This is a genomic window from Flagellimonas algicola, assembly GCF_005937185.1.
GTDB lineage: Bacteria > Bacteroidota > Bacteroidia > Flavobacteriales > Flavobacteriaceae > Flagellimonas > Flagellimonas algicola.
Genome location: NZ_VCNI01000001.1, coordinates 276,892 through 301,862 on the forward strand (window position 1 = coordinate 276,892; position 24,971 = coordinate 301,862).

Here is a 24,971-nt window from a genome sequence, read left to right on the forward strand (position 1 = left end):
TTTCATCTTATTATCGAAAAATTGAGGTACTTGAAAGTACAAAACTGGTAAATTGCCCCCTTTAATTTAGTTTTGTCATAGATAACCTCAAATCACAGCTATGAAAACTTTGGGAACGCTGCTCATTTTAGCTATGTGCTTGATTTCTCTTCATTTGAACGCACAAGAGCAGCCAGAATTGACTGTAAAGGACAGTATCGTAAAAAGTTCTTGGATTTTTACAGTGGGAACCAATTTCGTTGACGACTCCGGTGACGAATTTGGAAGCCTTTTTGATATTGAGGACAGCTGGAATTCTGTTCCTTACCCATCTCGAATTAGCATTGGGAGGTATCTTAAAAATGGAATTGGTTTGGAAGCAATTGCCACCTACAACAAGTACAAGGAAGGTAAGGTTGTGGATAATCAGGTTGTAACAGAAGATATAGATTACCTCGGGCTGGATTTTAAGCTCAGCTATGATTTAAATATGATCTTGGGAGAAACAGGTTTCTTTGACCCGTATGTTGGAGTTGGAGCAGGTTATACCGATGCCAATAATCAGGGCAGGGGAACTTACAATGCTATCTTGGGTTTTAGAACCTGGTTTTCGGAGCATTGGGGGCTGGATTTTAGCTCCACAGGTAAATGGACCATGAATACAGAAAACTCGTCCAATCACATTCAGCATGCTGTTGGAGTAGCTTATCGCTTTGCAACCGAAAAAGGACTTTCCAGAAAAGGCGAAGAAAAGAAGGCATTGTTAGACGAAATAGAAAAAGAGCAACAGCGAATCCAAGATTCCATAGCAGCACAGCAAAGAGCGGATGAAGAAGCACGCCTTTTGGCAGAACGATTACAAAGAGAAAAAGAAGCAGCTGAATTGGCAGCGGCAGAGAAAGCTAAAAGAGATGCACAAGAAGCTCGTAGAGCTAAGATAAGAAGTGATATTGAGAGTCTGGGCAATGTGTTCTTTAGCTTGAACTCTTCCTACTTGACCCGAAAAGATAAGCAAGTACTGGACCAGCTTGCGCAGATTTTGAAGGATAACCCATCTTTGATAATAAAAATTGAAGGACATACGGATTCCAGGGGAAGTGACCATTACAATCAATGGTTATCGGAACGAAGGGCCAAACGCACATGGGATTATATAATAAGTAAGAGTATATCTGAAGATAAAGTACTGAATGAAGGGTTTGGAGAAAGTAAGTTGAAAAATGAATGCGATGACAACACACCTTGTTCAGAGGAAAAGCATTCAAAAAATAGAAGGTCAGAGTTTGTTATTCAGGCATTGGATTAATGGAAACCCTGGTATGGTTTGAAGCAAGGAGGTTTTTGAATTTTGTTCAGACCTGCAATATATAAGCTAAAAGTTAAAGAAGATTGCAACTTAAAATATGTGAAAAATCTTTAAAAAAAAGAAGCTAAATTAGAAGGTTGCCGATGGAATGAATGCAATTGGTATTTTTACTCCGGATGGTTGGCCGACAAGAACACTAAACAAGACATGAAAAAGCAAGTAATTGGTAAATTCTTACTGCTACTTACCTTTATTATCTCATCATCGGTCTTTGGCCAATATGACAAGGTCGTTATCATTGGTGCCTCTATTGTTGAACAGACTTTTGGGCAGGATTTAAACAATCCTAATGCCACCAGAACTGCTGAATGGCAGGCAAATGGTGTGAATGTCGATGTATATGGCTACGGTTTTAGTGGTTCAGATATAAATGGGATAATTACTGAGGTGCAAACGGCCATGAGCACTTATACTGCCAATACCTTGTTTATGATTCACATTGGGGGTAACAATGTTAGCGCTACTAGGCCTCACAGTACGGCCACCCCTGCGGAGCTTCAAAGTATCAGTGATGACTACGATGCACTGATTACCGCGATTGGACAAACACGAAAAGAGGATGTCATCCTGATGCCCATTACTTTTAGAACCTATTCCATTGCTGAGGACATCGCCAATAATCAGGAGTTGGGTAGTTTGCCGTACAATCAAGAAATTTTGATTCCGAAAATACTGGCGAATACGCCTTCACAGATTAATATAGACGGCAATCCCATAGTAGACTTATACAATTTCACCCATCAAAATTATACTACTTATTTTGATATAGGTGGGCCAGGTTTCGATGGTGTTCATCCTTCAGTGCCAGGACGCACACTACTATCTGATTTCATGAGTGGAAGAGCTGCATATTGGGTGAATGGTGGAGCTGTTCCTGCCCCTTTGACCTCAAACATTGCCGTTACGGGGGTAAGCTTGTCTTCAAATGCAGAAAGCTTAACCACAGGGGATTCTGTTACATTAATCGCAACCCTGATTCCAAATAATGCTACCAATCAAACGGTAACATGGAGCAGTGATAATTTAGCGGTGGCAACGGTAACCAATGGGCTAGTAAACACCCTTTCGTCAGGTACGGCAACAATTACCGTTACCACGGATGACGGTGGCTATACAGATACGGCTATCATAACGGTTAATGATGATACCGATGGTGATGGTGTTACTGACAATCTAGAAGCAAGTCCGGCGGAGGCGCTTGACCCTTGCCTCCCTGTACAGGCAGCTGGTTATACTGGTTATGATGTTTCCAATGGTACTTGGAGTACCGCGGATTGCGATGGAGATGGAGTTAGCAATGGGGATGAGGACACAAACGGAACCGACCCCTACCAAGTTTCAGACGATACCGATGGGGATGGCATTGACAATGATAACGAGACCAATGATGGAACGGATTTGAACAACCCTTGTGCCCCGATACAGAGTGCTGGATATTCTGGATATGATGCCACCAACGGCGTCTGGGGTGCCGCAGACTGTGACGGAGATGGGGTGAGCAATGGGAATGAGGACACAAACGGAACAGACCCCTACCAAGTTTCTGGTGATACCGATGGCGATGGCATAGACGATGACAACGAGACCAACAATGGGACGGATTTGAACAACCCTTGTGATCCAGTACAGAGTGCTGGATACACCGGATACAATGTCACCAATGGCATCTGGAGTGCCGCTGACTGTGACGGAGATGGCGTGAGCAACGGTAATGAGGACACAAACGGGACGGATCCCTACCAAGTTTCTGGTGATACCGATGGCGATGGCATAGAGGATGACAACGAGACCAACAATGGAACGGATTTGAACAATCCCTGTGATCCGGTACAGAGTGCTGGATATACCGGATACAACGCCGCCAACGGCATCTGGAGTGCCGCTGACTGTGACGGAGATGGGGTGAGTAACGGGGTTGAGGACTCCAACGGAACCGACCCTTATCAAGTTTCCGGAGATACGGATGGTGACGGTATTGACGATGACAATGAGACCAACAACGGAACGGATTTGAACGATCCTTGTGACCCATTACAGAGTGCTGGATATACCGGATACGTTGCTTCCAATATGATATGGCAAGCAGCAGATTGCGATGGCGACGGGATGAGCAATGATGAAGAGGTCACCAACGGGACCGACCCTTATGAGTTCACCTCCAATGATGATATGGACAATGATGGAATTGCGGATGGAGACGACAATTGTCCTACAACGGCTAATCCGGAACAAGAAGATTTTGATCAGGATGGAATTGGGGATAGCTGTGATGATGATATGGATAACGATGGAGTATCCAATCAGGATGACCAATGTAATGACACGGCACTAGGTGCTATAGTGGATGAAGACGGATGTACCATTCCCTTGGATGCCGATAATTTCGAGGTTAAAATTACCGGGGAGTCCTGCATAGGGAGCGAAAATGGTAGTATTGAAATAAGCGCGAAAGCTACTTTGAATTATAATGCTGTCCTAACGAATGATGCGGGAACCGAGCTTGAAAGCGAGCAATTTACCCAAAACTTGGAGTTTGGGAATTTACCTTCAGGAACTTATGGATTGTGCCTTACCATAGTAGGTGCCTTCAATTTTGAACAGTGTTATACCCTTCAAGTTCCGGGCAATGAACCCTTAAGTGTTAATTTAAGTGCAGTCACTGCCGAGAATCAGGTTGAATTAAAATTATCAGGGTCGGACCTATATACAGTGGAACTTAATGGAGAAATCTTTAAAACGACGGAGAGTGATATCACATTGAATCTTAACAGGAATGAGAACGAAGTTAGGATCAGTACAGAGGAAGACTGTCAAGGTATTTATGAAAAGTTGATCATTCTTGGATTAAAGGGCTATGTATATCCAAATCCTGTAGATGAAACCGATTTGAACGTGTATGTGGGGGGTGAAAGTTTTGAAAAAGTACAACTAAGCGTTTTCGACATACATGGAGCGCTGGTTGCGAACCATAATCTGGAAACAGATGCAAATGGTTTTGTGAAAACGAATATCTCATCACTGTCTCAAGGAATTTACTTTTTGACGGTGACCACCATAAATTCACTGACCCACTATAAGGTCGTTAAAAGGTGATAGAACAAATTTAAAGAACTAACGAAAAAATGATAAATAGATAACCAGATGATTCATTCAATTTTAAAAGGGAAAGGGATTACTTTATTGACCTTTCTAATGTTTTTGATAAGCTCAAGTGCTTTTGCTCAAACGGCAGACAATGAGGATTTTGACGGGGATGGGGTCCTGAACGGTGCGGATTTTGATGATGACAATGACGGGATTCTGGATGTTGATGAGTACGATTGCCCTGTTGGGGGTTCGGCTTTGGTATGGGGCACTCCTCCTGTATGGACGGGTGGCGACCCTGAAGATGACTTTTCCTCCGTTGCCAGCACGACCATTGATGGCACTGTAGTCACAGCCGACAATTCGAATACAGATTTTGTTACAGTGGTAAACTACAATGCCAACACTCAGACTTTCAATGGTACCGACGGCCTGTTGCTCCAGTCTCTGATTGGAGAGTTAGACGATAGTCCGATAGTTTATGAGATAAGGTTTGATCGTCCAGTCACGGGACTTTCCTTTAGTGCTGTGGACATCGACAAACGTACAACTTTAGAGGCCCCAGCTGGTAATCCTTACACAGAACGATTGACGGTCAGCATTTTCAAGGAGGGGACTGCACTTACGTTGGATCCCACTGACTATACTTTTGGTAGTGCCGTTGACGATCTTGGCGGTGGGGTTTTTGAAGGTAACTCACTTGTTGCTGGGAACACCGATATTGGTGACGTTAATTTCACATTGGGCAAGGCGGTTGACCGGGTGGTTTTCTCATTTTTGACCACAGAAGTGAGTACCAGTGCCCAAGCTATGGCATTCCTGATTTCAGACATGACGTGGGATTGCGCCTATAGGGATTTTGATGTTGATACGTTGGCTGATCATTTTGATACGGATAGTGATGGAGATACTTGTGTTGACGCCTTGGAAGGAGATGGTGGATTCACCTTGGCCGATGTGGATGCAGATGATAGCTTGGGTGATACTGTAGATTTAAATGGTATTCCAACCGTTGCTGGTGCTGGTCAGGCTGATGTGAGCAGTACCAATGCTGCTGTCACCTCAGATGAATGCGATGATGATGGAGATGGTGTAATAAACGTAACAGACGGAGTAAATTCATTGAACCCATGCTTACCTGTACAAGTCGCGGGTTATACAGGTTACGATGCCAGTAATGCCATATGGGCTGCTGCTGATTGTGATGCTGATACCATATTGAACGGGGACGAAGACACTAATGGTACCGATCCTTATAATGTAGATACCGATGGTGATGGTACCAGTGACGATGCAGAGGCCACTCCGGCGGAGGCCATAGACCCATGTCTTCCAGTTCAACCAGCTGGTTATACGGGTTATGATGCCACCAATGCACTTTGGGCTGCTGGAGACTGTGATGGTGACACCGTGTTAAACGGTGATGAGGATACCAACGGAACGGATCCCTATAATGCAGACACTGATGGTGATGGCACATCTGATGGTGCAGAGACTACTCCGGCCGAAGCATTAGACCCCTGCCTTCCGGTGCAAGCGGCAGGTTATACGGGATATGATGCAACAAATGCCATTTGGGCAGCCGCTGACTGTGACGCTGATACAATTCTGAATGGGGATGAAGATACTAACGGCACCGATCCTTATAATGTAGATACCGATGGTGATGGCACCAATGATGATGTGGAGGCCACTCCGGCCGAAGCCATAGATCCATGCCTTCCAGTTCAACCAGCGGGTTACACCGGTTACGACGCTACTAATGCCATATGGGCAGCTGGGGATTGTGACAGCGATACGGTGTTGAATGGTGAAGAGGACACCAACGGAACCGACCCTTATGTTGCTGATACAGATGGTGACGGCACTGGAGATGGTGCTGAGGCAACACCAGCCGAGGCTCTGGATCCCTGTTTACCTGTCCGAGCAGCTGGGTATGCCGGTTACGATGGCACCAATGCTATTTGGGCAGCTGCTGACTGTGACGGAGATACCGTATTGAATGGCGATGAGGATACAAATGGAACAGATCCGTATAATGGAGATACCGATGGTGACGGCGTTACCGATGATGCAGAAACCACCCCGGCAGAAGCGATTGACCCTTGTTTACCGGCCCAGGCTGCCGGTTATACCGGATATGATGCCACCAATGCCGTATGGGCTGCTGCTGACTGTGACGGCGATACCGTATTGAATGGCGATGAGGATACCAACGGTACGGACCCGTACAATGGCGATACCGATGGTGATGGCACTACAGACGATGTGGAGGCCACTCCAGCAGAAGCAATAGACCCATGCCTTCCGGTGCAAGCCGCAGGCTACACAGGTTATGATGCCACCAATGCGATATGGGCAGCTGCAGACTGTGACAGCGATGGCCTTACAAATGGCTTGGAGGTTACAAATGGAACAGATCCTTATTCAATGGTTGATACAGATGGTGATGGAATTGATGACGATAACGAGGTTAACAACGGAACAGATGCTGCGGATCCGTGCGATCCAGTTCAAGCTCCGGGTTATACCGGATATGATGCTGCCAACGCGACTTGGGCAGCCGCGGATTGCGACAGTGATGGAGTAACAAATGGAGATGAGGTTACCAATGGAACCGACCCCTATGAGGCTTCCCCCGATACTGATGGTGATGGAATTCTTGACGATGCAGAAGTAAATAATGGATCAGACCCTAACGATTCCTGTGACCCAGTACAATCTCCTGGTTATACGGGATATGATGCTGCCAACCCTATTTGGGCAGCCGCTGATTGTGATAGCGATGGTCTAACCAATAGTGAAGAGGTTACCCTTGGAACAGAGATTTACAACGCCGATACGGATGGTGATACGATCAATGACGGTCAGGAAGTTACGGATGGGACCAATCCTTTTGATGATTGCGATTCTATTGGAGGTACACCACTTCCAGAAACGTTCTGTGATAGAGATAATGACGGTCTTAGTGACCAAGATGAAGCCGATATGGGAACAGACCCAGACAATCCTGATACCGATGGGGATACCATTGAGGATGGCCAGGAAGTGGCAGATGGTACTGATCCATTGGATCCATGCGATTCCGAGGGTGGAACACCTCCACAAGGAACTATTTGCGGTGTTGAAATCGGGAATTCCATTTTGACTCCAGATGGAGATGGCATCAACGATGTATTCAGAATTGAGAACATTGAATTGTTTGCCAATAACAGTGTGGAAATCGTTAACCGATGGGGAGCCACGGTTTTCAGAACGGATAACTATGACAACAATTCCAACGCTTTTGCAGGAATTGCGAATACTGGAGCTTCGCTTAACAAAGGAAATGTACTACCGGCAGGAGTATACTTCTATGTAATAAATTATATAGATGAAGGTCGATCTAGAAACGCTTCTGGATACTTGTACATTAACCAATAAAAAACTTAAGAAAAACTTACAATGAAAAAGTCCATAATAATTACGTTAATCGCAGCCTTGGGGATTGTCAATATGGCCAATGCCCAGCAAGATCCACAGTATACGCACTATATGCTAAACACTATTGTGGTTAATCCAGCCTTTGCTGGTGCTGGAAACGTCTTAAGTGTTTCGGCATTGCACAGGTCACAATGGATTGGCCTGGATGGAGCTCCAAAAACACAAACAGTGAGTATAGAGAGTCCCCTGACTGAACGACTCGGGGCTGGGCTGTCCGTAGTCAATGACGACATAGGAGAAGGAACCGTACAGCAAACCAGTTTTGATTTCGCATTTTCATATACCATTCCAGCTTCCCGGGAAGGCAGTTTGGCATTTGGTTTGAATGTTGGCGGAGACTTGATGAACGTGGATTTCACCCAACTCGTAAACTATGGTGTAGAACCCAATTTACCCAACATTGATAGCAAGTTCTCACCAAATGTGGGACTTGGGGTGTATTACTACCAAGAGAAGTTCTTTGCGGGCGTGTCAGTGCCAAGTTTGTTAGAAACTGAGCATTTTGATAATTCCTCCGATGGGACTTCCTTCTTGGCCAAGGATAGAATGACGTATTACTTGATTTCAGGATACAGATATGAAATTAACCAAAACCTTGTGTTACAGCCAGGATTTTTGGTTAGAGCTGTAAGTGGAGGGCCTGTTCAAGTGGATTTGACAGCCAATATGACCTTTAACGATAAATTCTCGTTTGGAGCAGCATATCGCTTGGACTCCGCAGTAAGCGCCCTTTTCGGTGTTAAGTTTGCCGAAAAGTTTCTCGTGGGACTAGCATATGATGTGGAAACATCTACCTTGGGAAGTACACAATTTAATGATGGGTCATTCGAAGTTTTTCTGAGATATGACTTCATCAACAGGATTAATAGAAGAAACGTAAGCGGCCGTTTTTATTAAAAAACGGCCCCTTGCTTTGTTGGGAAAACCTCTCCCAACAAGGCTTTTTCTTTTCCTACTTGATATTACTTGCTAATCAAGTATTGGAGAAAATCTAAATTTAAGGCTGGATAAGCCTTGGTATTAGTCCATTTTTTGTTCCCATAACTTTTAAGGGTAAAATAAACCTTCGAGCGGTTCAAAGCCAAGCGTTTAAGGATTCTATTACAGCTCTACTCGCAATCCTGGGTTTTGTCCAATGTTTTAAAATAATCTGAAATAACCTTGGCAATCAAGTCCCTCCCGTGATTGTTCCAATGCCGATCATAAATGAGCGTTTCCGGTTCTTCCGAATGCTCAAAAGTAGGCGCAAAATCGATGTACTTAAAATTGTTTTCCCTACAAAACTTTAAAAATGAATCGCTGGTTTTTCTGGAGTCCAGCAAAAGGGTAGTCTTGCATTTATCATAACCATAGAGGTGTACAAGGCTTTTAAAGTTGTCCAAAAACTCCTTTTGGGTTTCCGGGGTTTCTTGATGCTCCAGTTTCTCCAAATGCTCCTGGAATCGTTGGTCGGGGTTGTCATCCAGAGATCGTCCGGTCAACAAGTTTTTGATGGGCTCAATGACTCCAATTTTGGAACCATAGGAAAGCAGCTTAATGTTATCCCTTACCTTAAAAATGGTTGACGACAACTTTTTGATTCGCCCCACATTGGGTTCATACGAACCGCGGTAAAGATCACTTTGATAGTTTAGATATAGGATAATTTCATCAGTAAGGGCAAATTGTTCTTTGTAAGCATAGATGAGATGCATTTGGTTGGCCAGATCATAACCTGCATAGCCGTATTGATAAACTTCGGTATCATCCAGTTGTGCTTCTATCTTAACTGCTATTGAGTTGTCAAAATCCTGATGGAACCCTTCAATGAACGAATCCCCAATCAATGCAATTTCATATTTTTCCTTGGAGGGGGTAAATTCCCTGTGGGAGTTAAACCCAGCTTTGTTGATGTTGAACTCAGAGAAATTTTGATTGCGATTTCCGGTAACCGAATAGCCCCGATAGCCAGGTACACGCTTTTCCACACCCAAATCATCAATAAATCGCGGTGGATCTTCGGCATATAAATGAAAGGCTCTTACCATGATTTCCAATAGCAGAAGAATCAGAAATATGTATAACAATAATTTTAGCACCAACTTCTTCATACCGCTAGAATTGGAAATAGATAAATGAACGGTTCACCCCATCATCATAGAAAAGGAGCATAGCCAATACAATTATAGTATATAATAAAAACCGCACCGTTTTGGATTTAAATTTGAACGGACTGCGTTCGTCTTTTCGAATCAGATATTCATAAATTACAAAAAATGCCAACAACACATAATAGTCCATCATCCTATACCCCATAGGGTTGACGTAGGATTCATAGGTAAAGTTGTTGATAATTTGGTCGATATATTGAAAGGAATCCGTCAAGGTGGGCGATCTAAAGAAAATCCGGGAAAAAGTGACCAATGCAAAGGTCAAAAGCACCTGGAAAATTTCAAATGGAGTAGGGAAGAGCCTGTTTTCACCAACCACATTATGTGCATACATTCGGTTTCTTCCCATTAAGAAAACAGGAATATAGAATACGGCATGTAGCGCTCCCCAAAAGATAAAGGTCCAATTGGCACCGTGCCAGAATCCACTGATTACAAAGATGACGATGATATTCCTTACGGACTTAAGCTTACTTACACGGGACCCACCCATCGGTATATATAGATAGTGCCTGAACCAAGTGGATAGTGAAACGTGCCATCGCTGCCAATATTCCGCCACATTTCTTGAGAAATTGGGAAACTTAAAATTGGACATGAGCTCAATCCCGAAGAGCTTAGCGGTTCCGATTGCGATATCCGAATACCCGCTAAAATCCCCATAAACCTGGAAACTAAAAAAACACACCCCCATGATCAAGGTAGAGGCAGAGTAGGTGCCATAATTGGCAAAAATATCATCCACGAGCGGAGCTAAAGAGTCGGCTATGACCATTTTCTTGAAAAGACCCCACAAAATGAGTTTTAAACCGCTACTGGCTTGCGCATAATTAAAAACCCGACTATTCGTTATTTGAGACAACAGATTGGAAGCCCTTTCAATTGGGCCGGCGACCAATTGTGGAAAGAAAGATACAAAGGCCGTAAACGCGATAAAGTTCCTGGTTGGCTTTAGTTTTTTATAATAAATGTCAAAAGAGTAGGACATGGTTTGGAAGGTATAGAATGAGATACCCACCGGTAGAATAACCTTGAGCGTCCACGTGCTTTTAATGTCATAACCCAAGGTGTGGAACAGGTCAATAAAGGAATCCACAAAGAAATTACTGTACTTAAAAAAACCTAGCATTCCAATGTTGAAGGCCATACTGACCCATAACCAATACCTGGCTTTCTTTTTGACATCGATATTCTGGTAAATCTTTTGTCCAACAAAAAAATCCACGACGGTACTCAGAAAAATCAGCAACAGAAACCGCCAATCCCACCAACCATAAAAGAGGTAACTGGCGCCAATGAGGAAAATATTCTGTACAACTACATTTTTTTTGAATACAAACCAATACAGGGAAAAGACTGCAGGGAGAAATAGCAGATACTCAATGGAATTAAACAACATGTACTAGTGGTTTGTTGGATTGAATAGGATTGATTTTGTTTTCTTTTTGCCCTTTAAAATGTATTGGTTCTTGGCGGCCGAATAATAGAGAGACACATCATCTGAATGTTCCTGGGTCGTAAAAAGAAAATCGTTAATCACTTTTTTGCTAACTGATAGCTGTTCGTGATGCACTTTAATCTCTTCCATTGCCTCTGTTTGAGAGGAATCCACATCTTTAAACCTGTGCTGTGGACCCAAATGGGGCTTCATAGGTTGTCCCTTCAATTTTCTCTTGATTTTGTTCACCTGGGTATTGACTCCCTTAGCTATTAGAAACGCCAAAATCCTAGATCTGTTGCCCTTGAATTGGGCATACAAAAATCCGGGAATGGAGTACTTTGGGTAATAAAAGTGATGATTAAACCGGTAGCTAGTATTGCACCACCACTTTTTATAGTCCAAATCGCCCCAACCCATATCATATTGGATAAACTGGTTGTCCATGCACCATTCCAACAATTTATAGATTACTATTTGGCCAAGGCTAAATTTGCCATAGTCCAAATCATAGGAGGAAATGTAGCCAAACAACAACCGATCATAGATATAGTTAAATGAGAAAGCTATGGGTAAATCCTTGTCATATACGACAAACAATGAAGCCTTTCCCTGATTAATAAGATCAAAGGAAGTGGCATATACTTTATCCCAGATGGCCAGGGTGCTACTTTTCTGTCCCCGCTGCTCAAACCTTTGCACAATCATGGATCTTAAGCGGTCCATTAAAAATTGGTATTCTGTTTCCTCGATTTGGTGATGGAACAACTTGTATTGTATATCAAAACAGGTTTCCAGTCTACGGCGGGCACGGTTAATGTTTTCGCGCTGCTTTTTGTTTTGATGTCGTAAATAAGCGTCTGCACTGGAATAATCATCCAATCGAATTGCGTGACCCTTGACCGTGGGGAAAATTCTTTCCGTCAAACTCTCTGAATCAAAAACATTGATTTTAAGATGGTCCGGTACATGAGAAAAGGAATAGATATTTTTGTTTTTATCCGAGGTATTTGAATGATCAACAAGGTTGTTGCCTTGCCCGTCCGAGAGCTCAATATTGGAATAAACCTGGGAAATAGGCTCTTGTTTTATGAATAGGTCAGTAAATAGCGATACACTTTCTTTTTTCATAAAATAGTTGGTTACGCTTCTATGCTTGACCTTAGGACTATGATGCCTTTATTTTTTCCCAACACAAGGTACGTATTTGAAAGATTGGTTAACTCCCTTACCGTGATGTCCGTTGAATGATCCCGATGTTGATATTGAAAATTGAAAACCAAGGGCTTAAGCCAAAAGTAGGTCGCTGTATGAATGTTTACCTCCTTATAGGGTTCGCTCAGGGTTGCATCAGTTTTGTTCTGAAGATCAATTTCCTGGATTTCGGGTCTTTCGGTAGGCTTGGATTTGTGGGCTGTTCGGCTTAGTGCTGCTCTTTTTTGCTTTTCCACCTTTTTAACCTCCTTGTAATCCTTAAATCGATAGGTCAAAACTCTTAATGGGACAATCAATCGATGCACCAAAGATTTAGGATTATAGTAAATATGATGCCCAAGAAAGGCTACATTATTGCACCAATCGTATTTGTACGATTGGTCCCCCCACATAAAGTCAAGAATGCCATAGTTGTGTTCCAAACACCATTCCACATGTTTGGTAATGTCTATATGTCCCAGTCCAAATTTGGCGTAATCAATATCGTAGGACCTAATGGCACCATTTAGGATGTCCTGAAAATGAAAATTAAGGCAAATATCAATGGGTCGAGCGCCATCATAAATAACATGAAAAGAAGCTTTTTTATCCAAAATCAAGTCAAAGCCTCTTTTTTTAAGCGCTTTTAGTTTTCCAGCTTGATTGAATTCTCTATTTATCTGATCAAAACGACGCTTAATAAGTTCCTGCATGTTGTGGAACAACTCCTCATACGTGTTTTTTTCTATCTCTCCAAAGTATACTTGGTAGCTGATATCAAAGCAGGACTCAAGCCTTTTCATCCTACTTTTTAATCGACTTCGTTGCTTGGAGCCCATCTTTGAATTCATATAGTCCGTGACGGACGAGAATCCGGTGAGATCGATATAAAACCCCTTGATTCTGTTAAGTTTTAAGATTTTCAGGCGATTGTCAAGAGTGTGTGGGACAGGATTTAGATACTCGGGAATGCATCGTATTTCTGTAATTCTAGATAACCAAGCTTTGGAGGAGTTGGATTTGGGGCTTACATAATTTTGCCCTGTGCGGGTATTGTGTATCGTGTGATAAATAGGTGGAACATGCTGTTCTTTGAACAGGCAAAAGGTAAAATTGTAATTGGAGATTTTGACAATTCCCATACCTCTTTACTATACGTTTAGTTTTACTCCTATTTTCTTGTTTTGGCCAACCAAAAGGAAGGTCTTGTCCGTTTCGTCCATCATAAATACGTTTAGATTTTCCAAATGTTCTTGATGGAGATATAAAAACTCATAGCAAATCCCTTTTAGGGAGCTGTGCTCCGATAAATTAAAATCTATAGGAGCCAATTCTTTTTGGGTATGTCTATCATCCACCTCCAAAAATTGGTAATCCAAACTTTCCTTTTTCTTGTTTTTCAAAGCATAGGTAAATCGATGCAAGGTTTCATTGAGTTTTTTCTCCCTTAAGTATTGTTTCAATGCAAACAGGCTTTTTAGGGTATAGGCCAAAACTCTAGATTTAAATGAGCTTTTATCGTATACAATGTGATAGTGGAAATCGAATTTTTTGTTGGACCAGCGTGTTTTGTAGTCGAAATATCCCTTGGAGAAATCAAGGATATCCCAATCGTTTTTTGTGCACCAGTCAATCAGGTTCATGATTTTGATGCTTCCCAAATGAAACTTTGCATAATCAATGTCAAAAACCGTAATGGCATCAAAAACCCGATTGTCAGATAGGTAACCCAAGGTTACGCTAATAGGCTCATTGTTATTGTACAGGACAAATAGTATGGCCTTTTTCTCCAAAATCATGGGATAGGCTACGTCTTTGTAAAAGTTCCATTCTTCGGGATCTAGGTTATTGTTGGATATTTGTTTTTCCCCAAAGCGTTTCTCCAAAAGGTTTCGGAAACTATCAAAAATGGCATCGTATTCCTCTTTTGACATTTCACCACAATGGGCTTTGAAGGAAATATGAAAAGACTCCTCAAGCCTTTTTTTGTATTTACGCAGTTTATAGCGGCTACTTTTTTTGAAAGTCTTGGACATATAGTCATCCAAGGAGTTGTAATCACCTAATTCTATTAGAAATCCGGGATATTGTTTCACCGAATATAGACCCAAAGGACTGTTTTTGATATTCTCCTTTGGAGTGGCAAAATCAATTACGTCGTAAATAAGGAAGGTTTTGCCCTTTTCTTCTTTTCCGCTTTTTGGGTCGAACTCGTAGTGTACCCCTTTGGTCAAATTTTTACCTGCATTGATGTGCAGACCGGGAATCTTGGACTCGTAAAATGAAAGGTTTTTGGCAAAATTGAAAGTGCTGGCCTTCTTGTCCCCCAAGAAATGCTTGGACCAGAAAGACAGAAAAGTGGTTGAATTGAATGGGTTGGATTTGATCATTTTGTAGTATTACGCTGCGCGTCATTTTAGAAACAACATGCTAGACACCTTTTTTTGTTATTGCTTTTCTCCATTGATTGCACTTTACCTTTGGTTGTGACCAGGCACCAAGTATAGCGGTTGTACACGTCTTTGGGGAAAATGACTTTATGTAACTAACAAAAGGTAACTACCAAAATCAATATATGTGGGCTATCTGTTAGAACCGTTTGATTTGGTCAGCTATCCATACAATTTTCCATTGGTGAGGCACTGCACGATTTCCGCCAATTGGTTGGATGGGTGACCTCCTCACTGAGGAAAGCATCACATTTTACTTTCTACCAGCTCTTTTAACCCTGATACTGTACCTGATCCTTCGATTTCTTCGGCAGACAATGGTACGCTATATTCTGAATCACAGAAGGCAATAATGGACAAAACAGTCAATGAGTCCCAAGCTTCAAAAGATTGAAGTTCATCGCTTAGACCTACAGCCTCCTCTTCCAACAATTCAGCAATTGAAGTTTCAAAATTTTCCATTTGTTGTTATTTATAATCAATCATTTCACAAAAATCGAGCTTTTCCAATTTCATTAGCAGGGAAGCCCAGCTTAAACCAGCACCAAATCCTGCAATACAAACCAAAAACGATTCCGTCAATAGTTTATCGGCTAAATTGAAAGTAATGGCGGTAGGGACGCTAACGCCGCTAGCATTTCCAAAGTTTTCAACAACATTGTGCGGCATTTTATCATGGGGTACTCCCATTTTATCAGCCAATTTCTTTAGCATAAACTTATTGGGCTGATGGAATAGGTAATAGTCCACATCGTCTTTGTCGCAATTTGCCTTTGACAACAAATTATCGATCATTGGAGGCACCTGTTTTTGAACAAAATTAAAGACGTCATCACCCTTCATGACCAAATGGTCCAAGGCTCTGGAATTTCCGTTTTTGTCCGTTTGCAGTTTGGCAGTCTCCGGTGTGGATGGCATTTTGAATCCACCCGCGGGTATGATCAAAGACTCTGCGCCTGTTCCATCAACGTTAATGGTTCCGTAAATGGTACTGTCATTGGAATCTTTTTCTACGATTGTAATGGAAGCTGCATCGCCAGTCAATGGGCGGCTACCTCTATCCTTGGCAGAAACCTTGGAACTCATCATATCGGCATTCAGGAGGACTACTTTGTTCACCTCTTCCTGATCTAACAGCATAAAGGCCTGGTTAAGACCAACGGGATATCCAGAACACGCTTGGTTAATGTCCAACAGCATCATATCCTGTTTTAAACCAAGTTTTCCTTGGATAATGTGACTGGTAGCAGGAACAAAATGATCCGGGGATTGGGTAACCAATACAATACCATCAATATCTTCCTTTTTTAAAAGTCCTTTGTCAAAAAGGTAATTCATGCCATAAATGCATAAATCGGATACCGCTGTACCCTCTTTTACAACCCTTCGTTTGCCATAACCCATGATCAATTTAAGTTTCATGGATTGCGCTCGCGAAAAGTCATAGTTGTCAATTTCATCATCAAAATTGACTTCATTCTCCGGCAAAACTGTAAGAATCCCGGTAATTTTCTTATTTCGAAATTTTAGGTTCATTCCGTAACACCGTTTTTATTAAGCAATTGAATAATACCTTCAACACTTGAAAAGTTTTCAGGCAATATTTCAGTACCATCAATTGAAATTTCGAATTCCTCATCCAGGGAAGCAACCAAACTCACTATATCAAATGAGTCCAACATGCCTTCTTCAATGAAGTTGCTGCTTTCAGAAAAATCGAATTCTGGTCTGATTTCCGTCAAGAATGTTATAATTTTTTCCTTCAAATTGAACCGTATTGTTAGTTATGGCATCTTTTTAGGATACCCTAAATGTTATTAATTTGTTTATTTAACAAGGCCCTGTCAATTTTACCAGTGGTTGACTTGGGCAACACATCCATTTTAATGTACCTGGTAGGTATCATATGTTTGGACAATACCTCCATCAGTTTTATTCTAAAATCCTTGACAGGTATTTCCGTTTCCGATTCGTATACCAAAACAATTTCCTCCTTCGCCTTATCGAAAAATACGCCGGCGTTGATGGTATCGAATACACTTAAAATATAATGTTCTATTTCCCCTAGATCGATTCTATATCCGGATAGCTTGATTTGAAAATCCTTTCTTCCGATATAGATATATTCTCCTTTTTCGTTTAAAAAGACAATATCGCCAGTCCTGTAGATTCTTTCAGGTACTGACTTATTTAACGGGTTTTGGACAAAAACCGTATTGGTTTTCTCAAAATTATTCCAATATCCCAAGGCCAGGGAGGATCCCCTTACACATAATTCCCCTTGCTCACCTACTTTGCAAAGCTCCTCCTTGTCATTCAATACAAGGATATCGGTATTCCTGCATGGTATGCCAATAGGTAAGGACTCGTCTTCATTGAAGGAATCATCAACAATGTGATAAACACAGGTGCCTGTTATTTCGGTTGGGCCGTACATATTGCCATAAACAATCTTTCTTTCCAAGCTTTTTATCCAATAACTCAAGTGTTTGGGAGGCATTACCTCTCCACCAAACAACACCTTTTTTACAGTAGGGATCTTGTTTGTATCCAAGAGTTTAAGATTGGCAATATTGACCAAGACCGCCGGCACCCAGAAAATGAAGTTGATTTCATGTTCGTTGATGTAATCCAACAAGGTGGCGGGGAAAATAAATTTATGTTCGGGAATGATGTAAAGTGTTGCACCCCTAAATATCATGAGATAAATATCCAAGGTGGACATATCAAAGATAAATGGAGTCTGATTCCCGATTTTTTCGTTTTCGGTTATGTCAAAAGTGTCGGCGACCCAGTTGATATAATCGATTATGGATAGATGTGATATAACCACACCTTTAGGGACACCGGTAGATCCCGAGGTATGCAGAATATAGGCAGGATCGGTATCCACACATTTTTTGTAATTGTAACTTTCGTTTACCTTCTCATTGCCATCCAACTCATCCAGATTGATGATGTCTACGTCCAGATCACATTTCTGAAGGTTGGCTAAGAACTTATTGTTTGTGATGATGCATGAGGGCTTTAATGCTTTTAAAATGGCCTCGATTCTCGGAGCTGGATTTTTGGTGTCCAGTGGGGTATAGCAATTGCCACTGTACATGGTTCCCAAAAACGAAGCTATCGCATCATTGGTTTTCGGCAAATAGATGGCCACAGGGCTGTTTATAGCATCACTTTTTTTCGCTATATGGGTGGCAATAAGTTTTGCACGTTGGGTTAACTCCTTGAAAGTTAATTGAGAAGTACCATCTACAACCGCTAATTTGTTTGGGAATTGATCAACGGTACTTTCGAAGTATTCAATTAGGTTAATTTTTATCATAATGGTACGCTAAACACATAAAAAGGTTGAAATCTGTGGCGACAAGAAAACCATTCCATAGCTGAACACAATTGTTGAAAGGATGGGCTTTGCACTTGTTGCCAAACTTAGTTGAATTCCGATTGCTTACTTTTCTACTGATTAACAAATTTGGGGGTGACAAAATGTATCTGGAAACTTGACTATTCAAAGACACCGGAACGGTGCCTTTGAACAGCTAGTTAAAACAGTCAGTAACCGAATTTTAGAACTTCAAGTACCTTTCTGGAATTGGGAATTCTGGAGTGGCTCTTTGCCAGTACATACTTAGAATCCACCATCTTTCCTGATAGTAAGCCAATTGAATGCTGTGTACGTTTCTCACGTAAGATTTACCAGCAGCCATGTCCTCTTTACTGTGGAAAGACTCGCAAGTACTCACTACGTGTGCGATGTTACCGTAAGTTTCTTCTACCCGTCCAATTTCTGTTTCATAGAAACCGGTCTTTCTAGTAGTTTCCATCCACTTCCCAATTCTTTCAATATATTCATTACAAGACAAGAACTGAGGCCTCATATTACCATTTGAATCGTTTTCATAACTGATCAATTTGCCCTCAGGATGGAATAGAAACCTGTAGAAATCCCAATCTCTGGGCTCTCCTGGCTCCCCGCCTATACATGCATAGGAGGTTTTTATGATGTCATCCATCGTCTGTACACTTTTCAGATATTCTTCTTTCATAATAGAAATGTTGTTTTGGGTTATATAATATTTATTTTAAAAATTAAACAGCTAGAACGATTTGTCTACTATTATTATTGTTATTTCGTTGTTCTTACAAACCAGTCGTGTTTTTGTAAACCTTGATGGGTCTGCTTGTAGGAATTTATTCAAAGGATCCATATAGCTGAGTTTCATTCTTTGCTTTCGAAATCACTTTTCGATAATCTCTGAATTGGTTCCCAAACCATTACAAAAAAAATACATCTTCCTGACAACCTATTTTTTTTCAGTTGAAATCCTTAAAAGTATCGACCATCCTCCTAAAATGGCAAAAGCCCAAATTGTTTTTGAAATCCAACTGGAATGATGTGCATATTTCGGAGTTGAAAGGAAGCCCTTCATATTTGGGTTTTCAATCGGAATAACCTTTGTTTCATTGGATTACATTTGATAGATAATCGCATATGATAAATGGGGTTTCTTTTAAATAGAATCAACCTCCAACTGACTGTTAACAAAACAAACAACCCATGAAAATCCCATTCAAACATGTCAAGCGGCTGATCTTAATCGGGATCAATGAAACCTTTGATGCCTTAATCTAGCCCACCTTTGGTATGGCCATCACTTTTTCCTTAAAACGATAGAAAACCGTGGTGTCATCCTTTACATTTTTGTCCACGATCATTCCCGCTTGAATCACATTGTTGTTGCCCACTTCAATGCCTGGAATTACCAAAGAGCGTAGTCCAAATTGGTTGTTATTGCCCACTTTTACAGATCCAGCTACACCGGCGACCGAAAAGAAGTTATTGTCTCCCACCACACAATCATGACTAATAAAACAGTAGGAGGTAAGAAGATTGTAACTTCCTATGGTGGCATATTTTTCAAGGATACAAAATGGAAAGACGATGTTTCCCTCACCAATACTCAATTCCTTTGCCATTACCACACTATGGTGGATAAAGCTTCCAATCTTTGCGTTTTTGGCCTTCAAAGCCTTGATCATCTCTTGCCTAAAAGGAATACTCATTACGGCAATCAATACTTCTTCATCTTCTTTGGGCTCATAGGCATCTATATCGCACAGGACTGGAGCTGAAAAGTTGTATTTTTCGTAATGGTCTTTTACGTGCTCCGCATAATCTATATAACCTAGAATATTGATTTTTTCTTCTTCAGGTACTTTTGTATTGTGGTCTTCTATATAGAATGTAACCTCAGAGGCGCAACCCCCAGTTCCTAAAATGATAATGTTTCTCATTGTATCTGTATTAGTATGGTCGGACTTGACCTTTTCTATTTTTTTGATTTAAGCGGGGGTGTTTTATTGCTCATAGCGAAATTATGTATTTTCTATGAATCAAATTTGCCCTATTTGTTTAATTTAATGTATTGCTATAGTCATCTAAAAGATTCACTTCGGCACCGTTTGTTCTTGTTTTGATGATTTACTCGCGTGTTCTGTCTTCAGAATAATAAGGCATGGAACTTTTACAACTTCATTATTTGTGTACTACGCTCGCCCTATATTGCGGGAAAAATCTCAGATCCAAATTATCACAATACATAAGGCCGTTTTTTTGTTTTACCAGCTCCTGATAGATTTCCTTGTTAACTGTATACTTCCAAACTCTAAAAGGAAAGGTATCCTTTGAGAACCCAGATTTGAAATAGAACAAAGAATCTTCTTTGCTACCAACCCCGCCACCAAGATTGAAATAAAGATAATTCTCCCGTGTCCCACGGATTCTCATTTCATCTATCAATAATTTTACGGGGTTTAAATGAAGATATTTCTCACTGGTACCTGAAAGATGATATTGGATATAAGCATCTTTTTTGGTGAAAAGAGCCCCCCCTGCAATCTTACCAGTTTCGTTTTCGATTGCAAGTATCAAATCCGTATCAAAATTAGGACTGTTTAACAAATCGAGAAAATACTTTTTGTCAAATAGATATTCCTTATTTGCATTGACCCGCACCATGTTTTCATGGTATAAAGAGATAAAAGTATCTAAGTCAGAATCCGTTTCGGAATGCCTTATGGTATAAATGGATCTCGATTTGTTGATGTAGGTTCTTAATCTTTTAAAATAATTTCCCCACTGTTCTTCCAAGGTTTTGGTGAGATCAATGTAAACCACCCTGCCCAAGGTTTCAGTTTGTCCCAAATGGAACAAACATTGTTCTTGATTGGGAATAAAGGAGTTCAGTCTAGAAAAAATGGAAACAATATTTTGTTGTTCGAACAAATCCTGAATCTCTTTTCTAAAATCACTGAAATCACATTCCGAAGTTACATTTTTGGTAATGGGTCCAGGATATCCGTATACGGAGGTCGCATCCTTGTATTGGGAATATTCGATATCTCGAAAGAGCAAAGGTAAAAGAATGGTCCTGTTCGTATCATGATAATGAATCAAAACAGGTTCCTCACCGTTTACTTTGGACGCATAATGATAGTCATAGGTGTGATAAAAATCAGCGGAATCACATCCTTTTACAAGAGCATCCCATTTTTTCTTCTCCTTTACGATTTCAATCATCCTAAGAATTTGGTCTTTCGATTGGTATTAAGTTCGGTCCCTAATAAAGGTATTGGTTTGAAATTCCATACAACCTTTGACAACAAAATTCATTAATCCATATTCCCATTTTTTCAGCCGATCTTTTGAAGTCAAAGCCTAATTTCATGCGTTCAAATAGGGTATAGCAATTAGCTGGCGTTTCCACCCCAAGCGGCCCAAGCGTCTTCCTGTTTTTCGGTATAGACATCGCTGGATTGGAATACCTTTTGAACGGTTTTAAGTAAAATTTTTACATCGGTACCAAAACTAAGGTTGTCCACATACCACACATCATGCTCAAACTTTTCTTCCCAAGACAACATGTTTCGGCCATTTACCTGAGCCCAACCTGTTATTCCTGGTTTTACCTGGTGTCTTCGCGCCTGTTCTTTATTATATAGGGGAAGATAAATGGTCAATAGCGGCCTTGGCCCAACTATGGACATGTCTCCCTTCAATACGTTTACCAGTTGCATCAATTCATCCAAAGAATGGTTTCGGACAAACGCACCAACTTTCGTAACACGATCAGCCTGATCTTCCAATTCGCTGTCCTTGTCCTTTGGATCCCTTAGCGTCTTGAACTTTATAATAGTAAATATTTTCTCGTCCTTACCTGGTCTCTGTTGAAAGAAAAAAGGCTTGCCTTTATTGGCAAACATCAATAGAACGATCAAGGTAATAATGACCGGTGAAAATACAATCAACGCTATAAGTGATATTGAAAAGTCTAGTACTCTTTTAAAAAACTTTCTGTACATAATGAATGCATCTTTTTAGTAATATCTCTTTATAATACTTCCAAGATTTTGGATTTTTGGAATTAAAAGTCTTAAAAATTGGTTTTTTCAGGCACAAAGAAATAGGAAAAAAATTGTTCCTGTACCAACCAAACCAAATATTAGCCAAAATGCTAAATCCTTTGGATGAACGAAAGCTAAAACCAAAAAATGACATTTTTTTGCTACCGCTCATGGAATTTCTCCACATTCCCTATTTATTTAACGATTGAAGCCTATTTCCGGTTCAAATCTGATAGAAAATTCAATTCCAACCACTTGAAAACTAAAGCCAAATACCTTCTGGAATAGGTTTCTCTTCAACTACCTCAATGAGCAATTGATTGGGGCCTCTAACAAAGAAGCTCTTTAGTCCCTGTATCTGATCTGTCTCAATTCCCCTCACTATTTCAACTTTGGAAGACACCATTTGTTCAAATACGGGATCGATGTTTTCAAAAGAAAATGCAAGGTGGTCAAGAGAGGTTCCATCTGTAAGCCTGAATTCTGATGGAAACCACGTTCTTTCCTCCACAGGCTTACCGTTTACGGTAATGTTGATATTGCCCACATATAGTCTATTCCATTTAAACAAACCGGTTGCCCAGGTCTGTGCACTTTCATACTCCGGAGCCAGGCCCAAATGGGATTCAAACCAATACATGGTTTCGTCAACATCGGTGGCCAATAGATGAATATGTTCAAACGTATGGTTTTTATTGCCTGTAAACACCTCCACGATCTCCTTGTCAGGACCAAAAAAGTACATCCAATGGCTATCGTTCAATGGATTTATGGGGGTATGTACTTCTATACCCTCCTTGACCCGCCAATCAAACTCAGAAGGTCCGTCTACTCCAGACCATCCAATGTGCCATAAACTGGTCCCATCATGTGTTTCAGGGGCTACTTTGACCTCATCCAGCAATAGAAATGACTTTTCGGTAAACAAGGCATCCGATTTTCCTCTGTATATGATTCTTTTGGCACCAAAATATTTCTCGTAGAATGCTAAACTCTTATTTATATCCGAGACGTTTAGATGGATATGATGAAAATTTGCCTTATTCATGCTGAGTTCTTTTAGTATTGGTTGGAAAAAGCCGTTCTCTGCTTACGGATGTCCATGAACATAGAAGTGGAACTTTTTAAGCTCATTTGGAATGCTGGCTCTGGATGTTTTCCGAAACAGAATTGACTACTTCGGCAAATTCTTTGCACAAAATAGATTTATCATACTTGGTTTCGGCCAGATTTCGGGCATTCAATCCCATTTTTTTGCAAACCTCTGGATTATCCTTTAAAAAAGTGATCTGGTTGGCTAAATCCTCTGGATTTTTTGGATCCACAAAAACCCCGCACTCATATTTTTCGACCATGTCCTTGGTCCAACCGGGTGAGTTGACAATTATGGGCTTTCCGGCAGATAAAGAATCAAAAAGTTTGTTTGGGGAATTGGTGGCCAAGATTGGAATATCAGCAAAGGTTACCATGGAAACATCGCATAAATTCACAATTTCTGATAGTTCCTTTAAGCCAAAACCACCTAGAAAATGTGCATTCTGTATTCCCAGTTGATCACATTTCGCCTTGAGTATGGGTTCTGTGGCCCCGCCTCCCATGAAAAGAAATTCTATTTCTGGATTGTCTTTTAAATTTTTAATTCCCTCAATTATAAAATCCATTCCATTGGCCAATCCCATAGATCCGAAATACACAGTTTTGAACGAATTGGGATTTAATCCCAATTCCATGCAAAATGCATTGTTCTTTTCCCGATTCCAATAGACATCTATCTTGGACATGTTGGGAATCATGGATACTTTTTCTGGAGAAATCCCTCTTTTTATCACACCATCTTCCATTCCAGGGGAAAGGGCAACAACATGTTCTGCATTTACATAAATGGTCTTTTCGAACCACAATGCCAACTTGATCAGAAGTTTGTTGTTCAATCCGCCCATTTGAATTGGTACTTCGGGCCATAGATCCCTAACCTCAAAAAGGAATGGGGTTTTTTTGAATTTTTTGACCACCAGCGCTGGAAAACCTATGGTTAGGGGAGTGGAGGTGGCAATGACCAAATCCACATTTTTTTCCTTAAGGGCCATTCTGGCCGATTTGAGCATAAAGCTGACAAAGGAGAGCAATCTTTTAAAAATACTCATGTACTGACTGTAGGGTACCTTTAAATAGATGACATCTATCCCATCAATGTTGATCCTTTTGATTTTTGAATCTATTTTACTGGAGGTGGCCAACATAGTAACTTGATGCCCCTCTTCTATAAGCTTGCGACTTATCCAATACGATCGGGTGCCTCCTGGTTCTTTTGGTGTTGCGAAGTATTGGTGTATGTAAAGTATTTTCATTAATCGTTACGTTATTCAATAATCGTATTGCTCTTTTTTGAGCGTTTGGAATTTCTTTGGTTTTAAAAT

19 protein-coding genes are annotated in these 24,971 nt (G+C 40.9%); 4 read left to right on the forward strand and 15 right to left on the reverse strand.

The window, feature by feature from the left end:
* Window positions 1-100: 100 nt before the first annotated feature.
* The 4 genes from FGG15_RS01185 to FGG15_RS01200 all read left to right on the forward strand — a co-directional run bounded on the left by FGG15_RS01185 (window position 101) and on the right by FGG15_RS01200 (window position 8,809).
* Entirely contained in the window at window positions 101-1,285 is a 1,185-nt protein-coding gene (locus FGG15_RS01185) for an OmpA family protein (RefSeq protein ID WP_138832367.1), read from the forward strand.
* A gap of 207 nt (window positions 1,286-1,492) precedes the next feature.
* Window positions 1,493-4,438 carry a T9SS type A sorting domain-containing protein gene (locus FGG15_RS01190; RefSeq protein ID WP_138832369.1) on the forward strand — a complete coding sequence of 982 codons (2,946 nt, stop codon included), beginning with the start codon at window positions 1,493-1,495 and terminating at the stop codon, window positions 4,436-4,438.
* A gap of 48 nt (window positions 4,439-4,486) precedes the next feature.
* On the forward strand, window positions 4,487-7,852 hold the full coding sequence (locus FGG15_RS01195) for a gliding motility-associated C-terminal domain-containing protein (protein WP_138832371.1): 3,366 nt from the start codon (window positions 4,487-4,489) through the stop codon (window positions 7,850-7,852).
* 21 nt (window positions 7,853-7,873) lie between these two features.
* Complete coding sequence (locus FGG15_RS01200) at window positions 7,874-8,809, forward strand: PorP/SprF family type IX secretion system membrane protein (RefSeq protein ID WP_138832373.1); 936 nt, start codon at window positions 7,874-7,876, stop codon at window positions 8,807-8,809.
* A gap of 212 nt (window positions 8,810-9,021) precedes the next feature.
* Here FGG15_RS01200 and FGG15_RS01205 read toward each other — a convergent pair whose 3' ends face one another.
* The 15 genes from FGG15_RS01205 to FGG15_RS01275 all read right to left on the reverse strand — a co-directional run bounded on the left by FGG15_RS01205 (window position 9,022) and on the right by FGG15_RS01275 (window position 24,902).
* Complete coding sequence (locus tag FGG15_RS01205; protein ID WP_138832375.1) at window positions 9,022-10,002, reverse strand: hypothetical protein; 981 nt, start codon at window positions 10,000-10,002, stop codon at window positions 9,022-9,024.
* A gap of 4 nt (window positions 10,003-10,006) precedes the next feature.
* Window positions 10,007-11,461: an MBOAT family O-acyltransferase gene (locus FGG15_RS01210; RefSeq protein WP_138832378.1), complete on the reverse strand. Its 1,455-nt coding sequence runs from the start codon at window positions 11,459-11,461 to the stop codon at window positions 10,007-10,009.
* 3 nt (window positions 11,462-11,464) lie between these two features.
* Window positions 11,465-12,631 carry a GNAT family N-acetyltransferase gene (locus tag FGG15_RS01215; RefSeq protein WP_138832380.1) on the reverse strand — a complete coding sequence of 389 codons (1,167 nt, stop codon included), beginning with the start codon at window positions 12,629-12,631 and terminating at the stop codon, window positions 11,465-11,467.
* An 11-nt stretch (window positions 12,632-12,642) separates the two neighbouring features.
* Window positions 12,643-13,836 (reverse strand): GNAT family N-acetyltransferase, encoded by a 1,194-nt coding sequence (locus tag FGG15_RS01220; protein ID WP_138832382.1) that lies wholly within the window; start codon window positions 13,834-13,836, stop codon window positions 12,643-12,645.
* A 9-nt stretch (window positions 13,837-13,845) separates the two neighbouring features.
* Window positions 13,846-15,084, reverse strand: coding sequence for a GNAT family N-acetyltransferase (locus FGG15_RS01225; protein ID WP_138832384.1), 1,239 nt, complete (start codon window positions 15,082-15,084; stop codon window positions 13,846-13,848).
* A gap of 306 nt (window positions 15,085-15,390) precedes the next feature.
* Entirely contained in the window at window positions 15,391-15,606 is a 216-nt protein-coding gene (locus FGG15_RS01230; protein ID WP_138832386.1) for an acyl carrier protein, read from the reverse strand.
* 6 nt (window positions 15,607-15,612) lie between these two features.
* Window positions 15,613-16,680, reverse strand: coding sequence for a 3-oxoacyl-ACP synthase III family protein (locus FGG15_RS01235; protein ID WP_138832388.1), 1,068 nt, complete (start codon window positions 16,678-16,680; stop codon window positions 15,613-15,615).
* Window positions 16,677-16,886 (reverse strand): acyl carrier protein, encoded by a 210-nt coding sequence (locus tag FGG15_RS01240; protein WP_237561714.1) that lies wholly within the window; start codon window positions 16,884-16,886, stop codon window positions 16,677-16,679. Before FGG15_RS01240 ends, FGG15_RS01235 begins: the two co-directional genes overlap by 4 nt.
* Window positions 16,887-16,951: 65 nt before the next feature.
* A complete protein-coding gene (locus FGG15_RS01245; RefSeq protein WP_138832392.1) occupies window positions 16,952-18,472 on the reverse strand; it encodes an amino acid adenylation domain-containing protein in 1,521 nt (506 codons plus the stop codon).
* Between the two features lie 244 nt (window positions 18,473-18,716).
* On the reverse strand, window positions 18,717-19,163 hold the full coding sequence (locus FGG15_RS01250) for a hypothetical protein (RefSeq protein ID WP_237561715.1): 447 nt from the start codon (window positions 19,161-19,163) through the stop codon (window positions 18,717-18,719).
* A 616-nt stretch (window positions 19,164-19,779) separates the two neighbouring features.
* Entirely contained in the window at window positions 19,780-20,445 is a 666-nt protein-coding gene (locus FGG15_RS01255) for an LbetaH domain-containing protein (RefSeq protein WP_138832396.1), read from the reverse strand.
* A 241-nt stretch (window positions 20,446-20,686) separates the two neighbouring features.
* Window positions 20,687-21,730 carry a GNAT family N-acetyltransferase gene (locus tag FGG15_RS01260; protein ID WP_138832398.1) on the reverse strand — a complete coding sequence of 348 codons (1,044 nt, stop codon included), beginning with the start codon at window positions 21,728-21,730 and terminating at the stop codon, window positions 20,687-20,689.
* A 170-nt stretch (window positions 21,731-21,900) separates the two neighbouring features.
* Window positions 21,901-22,512, reverse strand: coding sequence for a sugar transferase (locus FGG15_RS01265; RefSeq protein WP_138832400.1), 612 nt, complete (start codon window positions 22,510-22,512; stop codon window positions 21,901-21,903).
* A 304-nt stretch (window positions 22,513-22,816) separates the two neighbouring features.
* On the reverse strand, window positions 22,817-23,602 hold the full coding sequence (locus tag FGG15_RS01270) for a VOC family protein (RefSeq protein WP_138832402.1): 786 nt from the start codon (window positions 23,600-23,602) through the stop codon (window positions 22,817-22,819).
* A gap of 82 nt (window positions 23,603-23,684) precedes the next feature.
* Entirely contained in the window at window positions 23,685-24,902 is a 1,218-nt protein-coding gene (locus FGG15_RS01275) for a glycosyltransferase family 4 protein (RefSeq protein WP_138832404.1), read from the reverse strand.
* Window positions 24,903-24,971: the final 69 nt, after the last annotated feature.

Bases quoted from the DNA above. Each gene is read 5' to 3' on its own strand.
- FGG15_RS01185 (WP_138832367.1), top strand. From the start codon at position 101: ATGAAAACTTTGGGAACGCTGCTCATTTTAGCTATGTGCTTGATTTCT.
- FGG15_RS01190 (WP_138832369.1), top strand. From the start codon at position 1,493: ATGAAAAAGCAAGTAATTGGTAAATTCTTACTGCTACTTACCTTTATT.
- FGG15_RS01195 (WP_138832371.1), top strand. From the start codon at position 4,487: ATGATTCATTCAATTTTAAAAGGGAAAGGGATTACTTTATTGACCTTT.
- FGG15_RS01200 (WP_138832373.1), top strand. From the start codon at position 7,874: ATGAAAAAGTCCATAATAATTACGTTAATCGCAGCCTTGGGGATTGTC.
- FGG15_RS01205 (WP_138832375.1), bottom strand. From the start codon at position 10,002: ATGAAGAAGTTGGTGCTAAAATTATTGTTATACATATTTCTGATTCTT.
- FGG15_RS01210 (WP_138832378.1), bottom strand. From the start codon at position 11,461: ATGTTGTTTAATTCCATTGAGTATCTGCTATTTCTCCCTGCAGTCTTT.
- FGG15_RS01215 (WP_138832380.1), bottom strand. From the start codon at position 12,631: ATGAAAAAAGAAAGTGTATCGCTATTTACTGACCTATTCATAAAACAA.
- FGG15_RS01220 (WP_138832382.1), bottom strand. From the start codon at position 13,836: ATGGGAATTGTCAAAATCTCCAATTACAATTTTACCTTTTGCCTGTTC.
- FGG15_RS01225 (WP_138832384.1), bottom strand. From the start codon at position 15,084: ATGATCAAATCCAACCCATTCAATTCAACCACTTTTCTGTCTTTCTGG.
- FGG15_RS01230 (WP_138832386.1), bottom strand. From the start codon at position 15,606: ATGGAAAATTTTGAAACTTCAATTGCTGAATTGTTGGAAGAGGAGGCT.
- FGG15_RS01235 (WP_138832388.1), bottom strand. From the start codon at position 16,680: ATGAACCTAAAATTTCGAAATAAGAAAATTACCGGGATTCTTACAGTT.
- FGG15_RS01245 (WP_138832392.1), bottom strand. From the start codon at position 18,472: ATGATAAAAATTAACCTAATTGAATACTTCGAAAGTACCGTTGATCAA.
- FGG15_RS01250 (WP_237561715.1), bottom strand. From the start codon at position 19,163: ATGGATGACATCATAAAAACCTCCTATGCATGTATAGGCGGGGAGCCA.
- FGG15_RS01255 (WP_138832396.1), bottom strand. From the start codon at position 20,445: ATGAGAAACATTATCATTTTAGGAACTGGGGGTTGCGCCTCTGAGGTT.
- FGG15_RS01260 (WP_138832398.1), bottom strand. From the start codon at position 21,730: ATGATTGAAATCGTAAAGGAGAAGAAAAAATGGGATGCTCTTGTAAAA.
- FGG15_RS01265 (WP_138832400.1), bottom strand. From the start codon at position 22,512: ATGTACAGAAAGTTTTTTAAAAGAGTACTAGACTTTTCAATATCACTT.
- FGG15_RS01270 (WP_138832402.1), bottom strand. From the start codon at position 23,602: ATGAATAAGGCAAATTTTCATCATATCCATCTAAACGTCTCGGATATA.
- FGG15_RS01275 (WP_138832404.1), bottom strand. From the start codon at position 24,902: ATGAAAATACTTTACATACACCAATACTTCGCAACACCAAAAGAACCA.